The 12,074-nt window shown below is 70.0% G+C and carries 10 protein-coding genes and 1 pseudogene; 5 read left to right on the top strand and 6 right to left on the bottom strand.

The features are described 5' to 3' along the window. Positions 1 to 632, top strand: a 632-nt coding sequence (locus Q2100_RS25040; RefSeq protein WP_407667687.1) for an ATP-binding protein, incomplete at its 5' end; no start/stop codon positions are given. A gap of 63 nt (positions 633 to 695) precedes the next feature. Next, entirely contained in the window at positions 696 to 2,285 is a 1,590-nt protein-coding gene (locus tag Q2100_RS25035) for a GMC family oxidoreductase (RefSeq protein WP_302916229.1), read from the top strand. Between the two features lie 58 nt (positions 2,286 to 2,343). Here Q2100_RS25035 and Q2100_RS25030 read toward each other — a convergent pair whose 3' ends face one another. The 6 genes from Q2100_RS25030 to Q2100_RS25005 form a co-directional block, all read right to left on the bottom strand. Further along, positions 2,344 to 3,699, bottom strand: coding sequence for an LLM class flavin-dependent oxidoreductase (locus Q2100_RS25030; RefSeq protein WP_302916228.1), 1,356 nt, complete (start codon positions 3,697 to 3,699; stop codon positions 2,344 to 2,346). An 85-nt stretch (positions 3,700 to 3,784) separates the two neighbouring features. Further along, complete coding sequence (locus tag Q2100_RS25025; protein WP_302916227.1) at positions 3,785 to 5,008, bottom strand: acyl-CoA dehydrogenase family protein; 1,224 nt, start codon at positions 5,006 to 5,008, stop codon at positions 3,785 to 3,787. A gap of 63 nt (positions 5,009 to 5,071) precedes the next feature. After that, positions 5,072 to 6,751 (bottom strand): oligopeptide ABC transporter substrate-binding protein OppA, encoded by a 1,680-nt coding sequence (locus Q2100_RS25020; protein WP_302916226.1) that lies wholly within the window; start codon positions 6,749 to 6,751, stop codon positions 5,072 to 5,074. Positions 6,752 to 6,781: 30 nt separating this feature from the next. After that, positions 6,782 to 8,632, bottom strand: coding sequence for an oligopeptide ABC transporter ATP-binding protein OppD (locus Q2100_RS25015; RefSeq protein WP_302916225.1), 1,851 nt, complete (start codon positions 8,630 to 8,632; stop codon positions 6,782 to 6,784). Beyond that, on the bottom strand, positions 8,629 to 9,564 hold the full coding sequence (locus tag Q2100_RS25010) for an oligopeptide ABC transporter permease OppC (RefSeq protein ID WP_302916224.1): 936 nt from the start codon (positions 9,562 to 9,564) through the stop codon (positions 8,629 to 8,631). The genes Q2100_RS25015 and Q2100_RS25010 overlap by 4 nt, the downstream gene beginning before the upstream one ends. After that, positions 9,561 to 10,538 carry an oligopeptide ABC transporter permease OppB gene (locus tag Q2100_RS25005; protein WP_302916223.1) on the bottom strand — a complete coding sequence of 326 codons (978 nt, stop codon included), beginning with the start codon at positions 10,536 to 10,538 and terminating at the stop codon, positions 9,561 to 9,563. The genes Q2100_RS25010 and Q2100_RS25005 overlap by 4 nt, the downstream gene beginning before the upstream one ends. A 217-nt stretch (positions 10,539 to 10,755) precedes the next feature. On the opposite strand from Q2100_RS25005, the gene Q2100_RS25000 reads away from it, so the two are divergent. The 3 genes and pseudogenes from Q2100_RS25000 to Q2100_RS24990 form a co-directional block, all read left to right on the top strand. Beyond that, positions 10,756 to 10,977: a hypothetical protein gene (locus Q2100_RS25000; protein ID WP_302916222.1), complete on the top strand. Its 222-nt coding sequence runs from the start codon at positions 10,756 to 10,758 to the stop codon at positions 10,975 to 10,977. A gap of 104 nt (positions 10,978 to 11,081) precedes the next feature. Next, on the top strand, positions 11,082 to 11,786 hold the full coding sequence (locus Q2100_RS24995) for a response regulator transcription factor (protein ID WP_302916230.1): 705 nt from the start codon (positions 11,082 to 11,084) through the stop codon (positions 11,784 to 11,786). Beyond that, positions 11,764 to 12,074: pseudogene (locus Q2100_RS24990) on the top strand (two-component sensor histidine kinase); the annotation flags it as partial. The gene Q2100_RS24995 and the pseudogene Q2100_RS24990, both read left to right, overlap by 23 nt.

Here is a 12,074-nt window from a genome sequence, read left to right as displayed (position 1 = left end):
CGTTGGCCGACGCCACCCGCGGCGCCGATGCGCTCGGCCGCCGGCACGACGCGTTGGCCGAGGAACTGCGAGAGGTCAGCACGCAGCTGAAGGTGTACGGCACCGAGGGCCGCCGGGGCAGCCTGGACGCGGCGGAGGGCGAACGCCAGCACGCCGAGCGGGAGTACCTGCGGGTGCACCGGCGGGCCCGGGCGGCGCAACTGCTGCGCACGGTGATGGCGCGCCACCGCGACGCCACCCGGTCGCGCTACGTCGACCCGTTCCGCGATCAGGTGGAACGTCTCGGCCGCATCGTGTTCGGGGACAGCTTCGAGGTCGAGGTGGACAGCGACCTGCGGATCTGCAGTCGCACGCTCGCCGGCCGCACGGTGCCCTACGAGTCGCTGTCCGGCGGCGCCCGCGAACAGCTGGGCATCGTGGCGAGGCTGGCCGGCGCGGTGCTGGTCGCCAAGGAGGACGGCGTCCCGCTGCTCATCGACGATGCGCTCGGCTTCACCGACCGCGACCGGCTGGTCAAGATGGGCGCGGTGTTCGACGTGGTGGGCGGCGACGGCCAGGTCATCGTGCTGACCTGCGACCCGCAGCGCTACGCCGCCATCGGCGGCGCCCACCACATCGAGCTGGTCAGCTAGCACTTCCCGGCGTGTCGGGGCATTATGCGTCTGCTCGCGCAGGGGAAATCTAGACTTCGCCCGATGGAAGCCGACTATGTCGTCATCGGAACCGGCTCGGCCGGTGCCGTCGTGGCCAACCGCCTGAGCGCTGATCCCGGTGTCGAGGTGGTGGTGCTGGAGGCCGGCCCGCCGGACAAGGACAAGTTCGTCCACATCCCGGCGGCGTTCTCGAAGCTGTTCCGCAGCGAGATGGACTGGGACTACTCCACCGAGCCGCAACCGGAGCTGGGCGGCCGCCGCATCTATTGGCCGCGGGGCAAGGTGCTGGGCGGGTCGTCGTCGATGAACGCGATGATGTGGGTCCGCGGATTCGCCGCCGACTACGACGAGTGGGGTGAGCTCGCCGGCCCGCAGTGGGACTACGCGCACGTCGTCGAGTATTTCCGCCGCATCGAGAACACCAGCGACGCAGCGCAAAAGGTCGAGGGCGGTTGCAGCGGCGAGGGCGGGCCGCTGCATGTCTGCCGCCAGCGCAGTCCGCGCAGTTCCACCGCGGCCTACCTCACCGCGGTGCAGGAGTGCGGCCACTCGCTGGCGAAGCCGAACGCGCCGCAACCCGAGGGTTTCTGCGAGACTCTGGTCACCCAGCGCCGCGGCGCCCGGTGGAGTACCGCCGACGGTTACCTGAAACCGGCGGCCTCCCGCAAGAACCTCACCGTGGTCACGGGCGCACACGCCACCCGGGTGGTGGTGGACGGCGGCCGGGCCGTCGGCGTCGAGTACCAGTCGGGCTCCGGCCGCAACGAGGTCCGTGCGCGGCGCGAGGTCGTGCTGTGCGCGGGCGCGGTCAACAGTCCGCAGCTGCTGATGCTGTCCGGCATCGGTGACCGCGACCAGCTGTCCGAGCACGGCATCGACGTCGTGGCCCACGCGCCCGAGGTGGGTCGCAATCTCATCGACCACCTGTGCACGCCGATGGGCTTCGAGGTCCGCCACGACAGCCTGTTCACCGCGGAGAAGCCGCTGGAACTCGTCCGCTACCTGGTGCGCCGGCGCGGCATGCTGACGTCGAACGTCGGCGAGGCGTACGGCTTCGTGCGGAGCCGCCCCGACCTCGAACTGCCCGACCTCGAGCTGTTGTTCGCCCCGGCACCGTTCTTCGACGAAGGCCTGGGCGACGCCTACGAGGGGCATGCGGTCGTGATGGGCCCGATCCTCGTGCGCCCGGAGAGCCGCGGAACCGTCACCCTCACCTCGGCCGACCCGTTCGCCAAGCCGGTCATCGATCCGCGATACCTGTCCGACCCCGAGGGCCGCGACCGCGCCGCGATGATGGCCGGCCTGCGGATGACCGCCGACATCGCCAAGGCGCCCGCGATGCGTGACGTGCTCGGCAGGGTGGCGCGGCCGCTCGACGTCGAGGACACCCGCGAGGAGACGCTCGAGGAGGCGCTGCGCTTGACCTCCCAGACGCTGTACCATCCCGTCGGCACCTGCCGGATGGGTACCGACGAGGGCAGCGTCGTCGACCCCGACCTACGGGTGCGTGGTGTCGAGGGACTACGGGTCGCCGACGCCTCGGTGATGCCCGCGATCATCCGCGGGCACACTCACGCGCCGTCGGTGGTGATCGGCGAGAAGGCCGCCGACCTGGTGCTGGCCGGTTTGTGATTTGTGGAGCCCTGGCCGCGCTCAGCGCGGCTCAGGCTCCACAAATCGCGCGGCGACGTCAGCTGACCGACTTCAGCCGCTGCGCCGCGGTGAACGTCGCGGGATCGAGACCCAGGTGGTCGCGCAGCGTGGTGCCCGTGTATTCGGTGCGGAACAGCCCGCGCCGCTGCAACTCCGGCACCACCGCGTCGACGAAGTCGTTGAATGTGCCCGGTGTCTGCGCCGCCGACACCATGAAGCCGTCGGCCTCCCCGGCGTGGAAGGACTCCTCGATCTGGTCGGCCACCTGCTCCGCGGTTCCCACGAACTGGGGGAGTAGCACGCCTTGGGCGTACCACCTGCCGATGTCGCGCAGCGTCAGGTTGTCGCGGTCGGCCACCCGCCGGGCGGTGTCGAACAGCCCCTGGGTGCCGGACACCTGCACGTCCTCCACCGGCGCGTCGAGGTCGTACACCGAGAAGTCGTGGTCGGTGTGCACCGAGAGGGTGATCAAGCCCGACACCGGGTCGGCCAGCTCGTTGTGGAACGCCTGCTTCTCGCGGGCGATCGACTCGGTCTCGCCGATGAACGGGATGAAGGCCGGGAAGATCAGCACCTGGTCCGGGTCCCGGCCGTAATCCGATGCCCGCGACTTGATGTCGTCGTAGTAGGCGCGCCTGCCCTCCGGTGTCGGGTCGATCTCGAAGATCGCCTCGGCCCACCGGGCGGCGAAGTCCCTTCCGGTGTTCGACGAGCCCGCCTGGATGAGTACCGGCCTGCCCTGCGGGGAGTGTGGGACGTTGAGCGGCCCGCGGGTGCGGAAGAACTCGCCGTCGTGGTCGACGTGCCGGATCCGCGACGGGTCGGCGAACACACCGCTGGCCTTATCGAGCGCCAGCGCGTCGGGCTCCCAGCTCGCCCACAACTCCAGGGCCGTGCGGACGAACTCGTCGGCACGCTCGTAACGGAACTCGTGGCCGAGGTGCTCGTCGCGGCCGAAGTTCTGCGCCTCACCCTGGGTCAGCGACGTGACGATGTTCCACGCCACCCGGCCGCCGGTGATGTGATCGAGGCTGGCGAAGATGCGGGCCAGCTCATAGGGGTGGAAGTACGTGGCCGACTTCGTGATCGCGACACCGAGCTTCGTGGTGACCGCGGCGATGCTGGCCGCCACGATCGACGGGTCGAGCGTCGCGGTGGCCTGCGTGCCCCGGCGTAGCGGCTCGGCGATCCCGTCGCCGTACCGCACCGGCGCGGCCAGCAGGTCGGCGAAGAACACGAAGTCGAACTTGCCGCGCTCCAGGATGCGGCCCAGGCGGTGGTAGTACTCCGGCGTGGTGAAGCGGGTGTCGCTGGCCGGATGTCGCCACGCGGCGTGCGAGTGGGTGACCTGCGACGCGATCTGGAAGCCGCCGAGGTGCAGTTGACGAGTCACTTGTGGTCCTTTCTCCAGCGATTTCGGCGCGCTCACCGTCGCTCACCGAACGAAAGCGCGCCGAAATCGCATGAGGGCGAGGTGGTCAGAAGTAGGCGTTGGCCGGAATCGGCGTGCCGTGCAACAGGTTCTGGCCGATCACCCGGGCCTTGTATGCCACCGGATTGTGCAGGGTGATGGTGCGGATGTTGCGCCAGTGCCTGTCCAGGTTGCGCTGGCGGCTCGCGGCGCTGGCCCCGCCGAGTTCGAGCAGCCGGGTCGCGGCCTCGGGGGCGACCTGATCCAGGTGCACCTTCACCTTTGCGGCCCGCAGCTGCGCCTCGGTCGCCAACCGGGCGTCGGGCACGCCGCCGGTCTCTGACGCGTCGGCGGCGCCGATCGCCGTGGCGGCGTCGAGCACGGCTGCCCGCGCGACGGATGCGGTGCTGGCCAGTTCGCCGAGCTGACGCTGCAGCAGTGGATCGTCGGACGGCCGTTCGGCGAGCGCATGATTGAAGTTGCGGTCGCGCGACTCCAGCAGCGCCACACCGTCGTCGACGACGTTGGCCAGCACACCTGCGACGACGGCGTGGATGTAGAGCTGCAGCGCCGCGTACTGCACCGTCGGCGTCGGCTCGGCGTCATACGGCGTGTCGCTGAGCACCTCGTCGGCGGACACCGCCACCGCGGTGAACGTGGTGGTGCCCGTGCCGGTACGACGCTGGCCGAAACCGTCCCAGTCGTCGACGAGCGTGACCCCGTCGCGGTCGGTGGGCACCACGACGGTGGCCACCGAATCATGGTCGGTGGTGGTCGCCACGGTCAGGTGATCGGAGAACAGAGTGCCTGTGCTGTAGTACTTCTCGCCGTCGAGCCGGAACCCCTCGCCGTCCGGCGTCAGTCGGGTGTTGAACACCAGGCTGCCCACCGCGAGCGACCCCTTCTCGCTGAACGCGTTGCCGAACACCTTGCCCGCGGCGACCTCGTCGAGCCATCGCCGCGACACCGCGTCGGCCGGATCGGCGCGCAGCGCGCGAAGCCGCTCCTCGACGAACCAGAAGTGGGTCCGGAAGATGTGGGCGACGATCGGATCGGCGCGCGCCACGTCGATGATTGCCGAGAACAGTTCAGGCACAGTGAGTCCCGCGCCACCGAGCTCGACGGGTAGACGCAGCGCACCGAACCCGGCGCGCTTGAGCGCGGCAACCTGGTCGAAGGGGTTCTGGTCCTCGAGGTCGCGGTCCTTCGCGCCCGCGGCGATCTGTGCCAGCAGGATCGCGAACTCCGGCGAGTCGGGCAGCAGCGGGTTGAGACGCTCAACGGTGGTCATGGCGCAGTTCTACCGACGGCGCCCGGCGGCGGCACTGCTTTGGATCAGGCGGAACCGAACGGGCTACGGCATGAACCCGATCGCGGTGTAGTTGAGGTCGCCGATCCCGGCCGGTCCGTAGTTCGCCAGGTTGCTGCGGACCGCGACGTTGCCCGCCGACTGGAACAGCGGCAGGCTGTGTCCCGCCTCGAAGATCATCTTGTCGAGCTCGTTGGCGTTACCGCGGGCAGTGGCGGGATCCAGCTCGGACAGCGTCTTCTCGATCTGCGCGTCGATCTCTGGGCTGCTGATCTTGCCGACGTTGCCCTCACCGGTGGACGAGTAGATCTGGGTCAGGCTCGACAGCGGGAAGGCGTCGCCGCCGTAGGCGAACTGCACGAGATCGAAGTTGCCGGGCGTGACGAACTCGGTGAACAGCCGGCCGCCGGCGGCGGGCACCAGCTCCAGGTTGACGCCGATCTGCGCCAGGTTGTTCTGCGCCACCTGGGCGATCTGCCGGGTGCTCAACGCGTCGTAGAAGACGTCGCGGATGCGCAGTTGTCTGCCGTCCTTCTCGCGGAACTGCCCGTTCAGCCGCCAGCCCAGCGCGTCGAGCTCGGCCCTGGCCTTGTCCTGATCGAAGGCGACCGCGGCACTGTTGTCCTGGTAGCCCTCCTGGCCGGCGAGGTAGATGTGGTTGTTCAGCGGGCGCGGCTCGTTCACGAGGCCGTTCTGCGACACCGTCGCGATGGCCTGCCGGTCGATACCCCTGGCGACGGCGAGCCGCAACCTCGGGTCGGACAGGATCGAGCCCGGTGCGCCGTTGACCGTGAAGTGGTACCAGCTCGCCGCGGGGGCGCGCCGGATGGTGATGCCCGCGGTGCTGCGGGCGGTGTTCAGTTCGTCGCGGGTGGCCAGGCCCATCGCGTCCAGCGCATTGTTCTGCAGGGCGGGGACCCGGGCCGCGTCGTCGAGCACCGTGAACGTGATGGAGTCCAGCCGGGGTTTCGTGCCCCACCAATTCGGGTTGCGGGTCAACACGATTCGCTGCGCAGCCTTGTCCACCGTGGACACGATGAACGGGCCGGCCGACGGGCCCGGGCCGTTGAGCTGGCCGCGGTTGAACGCCTCGGGGTCGGCGGTCGTGCTCTTGGGGTAGAGCATGGTGTTGCCGGCGAAGAACCCCTTCCAATCGGCGTAGTGCGCCTTGAAGGTGACCACGGCCTGCCGGTCGTCGACACCCTTGGTCACCGACTCGACGCGCTCGGTGCCGTTCGGGGACGCGACGAGGAACCGGTCGTCCTTGCCGCCGGTCGCGTTGATCTGGGAGGCGATGTCCTCCCACGTGATCGGCGTCCCGTCGGACCACGTCGCCTTGGGGTTGATCGTGTAGGTGACCTGCTGCGGGTCGGTGCTGGTGAGCTCGACGTTGGTGAAGTAGTCGGTGTTGACGGTGGTCTGCCCGTCGGGGGCGATGATGAACGCCCGCGGCATCGTGGGGCGCAGCAGTCCGCCGAGTTCGCCGAGGTTGCCGTCGATGTGCAGCGTGTTGAAGTTCGGCGGGAAGCCGGTGAGCGCGAGGCGCAGGTTGCCGCCGTCGCGCAGGGTCGCCGGATCTTGGGGGTTGATGTCGCTGGTGGTGCCGAGTTCGGCGTTGCCGCCCGGCGACGGCGCCCCGTCGTCTCGGCTCGAGCAACCGGCGAGGGTGAGGACCAGTACGGCCGCGGCGGCGAGGGCTCGTCGGGCGCCGAACGTGTGCGTCATCGCACCGATGCTAGCGGCGCGTCACGCCGATCAGCGGTTGCCGTGCAGTTCCGCGGGCGGCCGGGGCACCGCGGCCAGCCACGCGCGGGTGTACTCGTGCTGGGGGTCGCCGAGCACCGAGTCGGCGTCGCCCTGTTCGACGATGACGCCGCGGTGCATCACGGCCACCCGGTGGGCCAGATGCTTCACCACCGACAGGTCGTGTGAGACGAACAGGTAGGACAGCCCGAACCGCTCCTGCAGGTCGAGCAGCAGGTTGATGATGCCGGCCTGGATCGACACGTCGAGGGCCGACACCGGCTCGTCGAGCGCGAGGATCTTCGGTTGCAGCGCCAGGGCGCGGGCGATGCCGATCCGCTGCTTCTGGCCGCCGGAGAACTCTGCGGGGAACCGGGCGGCGTCCGAGCGGTGCATGCCGACGGTGGTCAACAGGTCGGCCACCCGGTGCTCGATGTCCGCCTTACCGAAACCGTTGGCCGACAATGGTTCGGCGAGCACCTCGTACACCGGCAGCCTCGGGTCGAGGGAGGCGACGGGGTCCTGGAACACCACCTGCAGCTCGCGCCGCAGCGAGCGCCGTGTCGCCTTGCCCGCCGCGGCCACGTCGTGACCCAGCACCTCGATAGAACCGCCCTGCGGCGCGGTGAGTTCGAGGATCTCGTGCAGCGTCGTCGACTTGCCGGACCCGGACTCGCCCACGATGCCGAGGGTGCGCCCGGCGGGCAGGTCGAAGCTGATGCCGTCGACGGCGCGTACTTCGCCCACCTTGCGGCGCAACACGACACCCTTGGTGAGCGAGTAGGTGCGCGTCAGATCCCGGACACGCAGGGCAACGTCGTCCTCGGTGTCCACGTCGGCGACGCGGGTGGGTTGGGTGCTCACCCCGTACAACTGGGCGGCGCTGCGGCCGGCGACGTGCTCGGTGCGGATGCAGGCGGCGGTGTGGCCCGCCGCGACGGGCAGCAGGTCGGGTTCTGCGGCGCTGCAGTCGTCGACGGCCAGGGGGCAGCGCGGGGTGAACGGGCAGCCCGGGGGCAGCGCCGTCAGCGCGGGCGGCGCACCGGGGATCGGCACCAGCCGGGTGCCCTGACGCGCGTCGAGGCGCGGAACCGAGCCGAGCAGCCCTGCGGTGTAGGGCATCCGGCGGTCTGAGTAGAGGGTTTCGACGCCGGCCACCTCGACGGCCCGCCCGGCGTACATGACCAGCGCCCGGTCCGCGAAGTCCGCCACCACCCCGAGGTCGTGGGTGATGACGATGACGCCGGCGCCGGTGACGTCGCGGGCGGTGCGCAGCACGTCGAGGATCTGCGCCTGCACGGTGACGTCGAGCGCGGTGGTCGGCTCGTCGCAGATCAGCAGGTCGGGATCATTGGCGATGGCGATCGCGATGACGACCCGCTGCCGTTCACCGCCGGACAGCTCATGCGGGAAGGACCGGGCGCGCCGGTCGGGCTGACGGATGCCGACGAGGTCGAGCAGCTCGACCGCCCTCCGCCGCGCCGCGGACCGGCCGAGGTCGCGCTGATGGATGCGCAGCGACTCGGCGATCTGGTCGCCGACGGTGTAGACCGGCGTCAGCGCCGACATCGGGTCCTGGAAGACGGTGCCGATGCGGGCGCCGCGGACGGCCGACATGGCCCGGTCGTCGCGGTCGAGGAGTTCCTCGCCGAGCAGCCGCACCGACCCGTCGACCTCGGCATACTCGGGCAGCAGCCCGACGACGGCCATCGCCGCGGCCGACTTGCCGGAGCCCGATTCGCCGACGACGGCCAGCACCTCGCCGGGCTCCACGCGGTAGGTCAGCCCGCGCACGGCGTGCACCGACGCCTCCTCGGTGGGGAAGGACACGTGCAGGTCGGCGACCTCCAGCAGCGGGCTCACCGGACCCCGTCCCTGCGCCGCCGCGCTCGTCGCAGCGCCCGGCTGCCCGGGTCGAGCGCGTCGCGAAGGCCGTCGCCGGTGGCGTTGGCGCACAACACGATCAGCACCAGCACGGCCGCCGGGAACAAAAACACCCAGGGGAACGTGATCGCGGACTTGGTGCCGTCGGCGATCAGCGTGCCCAGCGACACGTCGGGCGGCTGCACACCGAAGCCGAGGAAGCTCAGACCGGTCTCGGCCAGGATCGCGACACCCACGTTCAGGGCGGTGTCGATGATCAGGATGGACGCCACGTTCGGCAGGACGTGGCGGATGATGATCCGCGGCGTCCGCACGCCCATGTAGCGGGCGGCGACGACGAACTCGCGCATCCGCAGGCTCATCGTCAGGCTGCGCACGATGCGCGAGCTGATCATCCAGCTGAACCCGGAGAACAGCACGATCAACCAGAACACCCTCGCGTCGGGATCGAGCCGCGGCGTGACGATCATGATGATCACGAAGCTCGGAACCACGAGGAGCAGGTCGACGATCCACATCAGCACCGAATCGCGGAAACCGCCGAAGTACCCGGCGATCGAGCCGACCGTCGCGGCGATCAGGGTGGAGATGAACGCCACGCACACCCCGATCAGCATCGACTTCTGCATCCCGCGCAGCGTCAGTGCCAGCAGGTCCTGGCCGAGCGCGTTCGTGCCGAACCAGTGCTCGGGGCTGGGCGGTTGCTGCAGCGCGTAGTAGTCCAGCTCGGTGTAGTCGTAGGGCAGCAGCGGCGGCAGCGCGTAGCAGGCGACGAACAGGGCCGCGAGCACCACCAGCGAGAGGACCGCGAGCCGGTTGCGCAGGAACCGCCGGGTCACCAGCGTTCGGCGGGACGCGAAGGAGCCGGCGTCGACGCCGGACTGGGTGGACGAGAAGCCGGATTCGGTCATGCCACCCGCACCCTCGGGTCGAGCGCGGCGTAGATGACGTCGGAGAGCAGTCCGGCCAGCAGCACCACTGCGCCGGTGAACACCGACACCGCGGCGATGATGTTGGTGTCCTGGGTCGCGATGCCCTGCACCGCCCATTCGCCCATGCCGTGCCAGCCGAAGATCTTCTCGATGAACACCGCGCCGGTCACCACGCCGCTCATCCCGTACGCGAAGAGGGTGGCCATCGGGATCAGGGCGGTGCGCAGACCGTGCTTGAACAGCGCCTGCCTGCGGGTGAGGCCCTTGGCCCGTGCGGTGCGGATGAAATCCTGGCCGAGCACGTCGAGCATGGCGTTGCGCTGGTAGCGGCTGTAGCCGGCGGCGAAGCCGAGTGCGAGGGTGAACGTCGGCAGGACCAGGTGCTGCACCCGGTCGACGAGCTGGTTCCACCCGCCGCCGACCGCGTCGGCGGACGTCTCGCCGGTGTACTCGAACAGCTGCACACCGAGTACCGAGTTCACCCGCAGCGCGCCCAGGATCAGCACGTTGGCGACCACGAATGTCGGCGCGCTGAGCAGCAGCAGCGACGCAACGGTGATCACCCGGTCGGACAGCCGGTACTGACGCACCGCGCTCCAGGCGCCGAGCACCACGCCGATGAGCGCACCGAGCACCGACCCGACGATCAGCAGCCGCAGGCTCACCCCGACGCGGCGCCACAGCTCCTCGGCGACGGGCTGGCCGGTGACCGTGGTGCCGAAATCGCCCGTCACCGCTCCGGTCACCCAATCGGCGTAGCGGACCGGTATCGGCTTGTCGAGGTTCAGTTCGGCGGCCTTGGCGTCGATCACGGACTGAGGCGGGCGCGGGCTGCGTTCCAGCAGACTGTCCAGCGGCTGGAACGTCAGCGAGGTGAGCGTGAACGTCAGCAACGACGCCAGGGCCAGCAGGATCAGGTAGTTGAGCAGCCGGCGCGCCAGGAAGCGCGTCATCGGCGCATGCCCTCCTCGACCTTCGGCTGCATGGGCACAGGGTAGAAGAGGCCGGCCGGTCAGGTCGTGATGGCCGTGCTCCGGGCGCGTCCACGGGAGGTGGGCAGGCAGCGACTGGGCGGCGTTTCGGCTCCGGCGCGATCGGTTAACCCCGCTCTCGGAGGGGTCACCGCCTCCTTGCGAACTGTCCGACAGACCGAACGGAGTGAACCCAGCGATGCCGTCGAATCGGATCAAACTCGCGTCCGCCGCCGTGGGCACCAGTGCGTTGCTCGCGATGGGTGGTCTGACCGTCGCCTTCAGCACGACGAGTGCCGCCCAGCCGGCCCCGGTGGACGCCGGGTCGACGACGACCACCCAGCCTGCCGAGGAGGCCCCGGCCGAGGAGGCCCCCGCCGTGACGCCGTCGAGCGCGCCGCCCGCGGTCGGCAAGAACTAGCGCACGGTTTCACAGCCCGCGCATAGAAAGCACACAGCCTTCGCCTACGGGGACCGCCGATACTGGTGTCCGTGGTGAACAAGAGCGACACCGAACGCGTCGTGATGCGCCGGGCCGACGGCGAGCCGATCCGCGTTCTGGTGGTCGACGACGAACCGGTCCTCGCCGAGTTGGTGACGATGGCGCTTCGCTATGAGGGTTGGGACATCGCCACCGCCGGGGACGGCGCGTCCGCGATCAGACTGGCCCGGGACAACCCGCCCGACGTCGTGGTGCTCGACGTGATGCTGCCCGACATGAGCGGGCTCGACGTGTTGCAGCGACTGCGCGAACAGATCCCGGGGCTGCCCCTGTTGCTGCTCACCGCCAAGGACTCCGTCGAGGACCGTATCGCCGGGCTGACCGCGGGTGGTGACGACTACGTCACCAAACCGTTCAGCCTCGAGGAGGTGGTCCTCCGGTTGCGGGCGCTGCTCCGGCGTACGGGCGTGGCCAGCGAGTCCGGCGGCGCGCAGATCGTCGTCGGCGATCTGGTGCTCGACGAGGACAGCCACGAGGTGACACGCGGCGGCGACGTCATCACGCTCACCGCGACGGAGTTCGAGCTGCTGCGCTTCATGATGCGCAACGCCCGGCGGGTGCTGTCCAAGGCGCAGATCCTCGACCGGGTCTGGAGCTACGACTTCGGCGGCCGGTCCAACATCGTCGAGCTCTACGTGTCCTACCTGCGCAAGAAGATCGACAGCGGCCGTGAGCCGATGATCCACACGCTGCGCGGCGCGGGTTATGTCCTCAAGCCCGCTCGCTGACCCGGGCGTCGTCGGCCGCACCCGCATGTGGTCTCCCCGCACCTGGTCGCTGCGGGTCCGGCTGCTGGTCACCCAGGTGGTGCTGCTGGCGCTGGTCTGCGCCGTCGTCGGGCTCGGCACCGTCTTCATGTTGCAGCGCTTCCTGTCCAACCAGCTCGACGCCCAGGTGGTCGAGGCCGGCCGGCGGTCGGTCGGCCTGTTCGGGCCACCGCCGCCGGGGTTCCCGCCACCGCCCGGCATGCGGCCACCGCCGGACATGCGGCCACCGCCGGGATTCCCGCCGCCGCC

This window comes from Mycolicibacterium arseniciresistens, from assembly GCF_030519285.1.
Lineage (GTDB): Bacteria > Actinomycetota > Actinomycetes > Mycobacteriales > Mycobacteriaceae > Mycobacterium > Mycobacterium arseniciresistens.
This window is presented reverse-complemented; position numbering and strand designations above follow the sequence as displayed.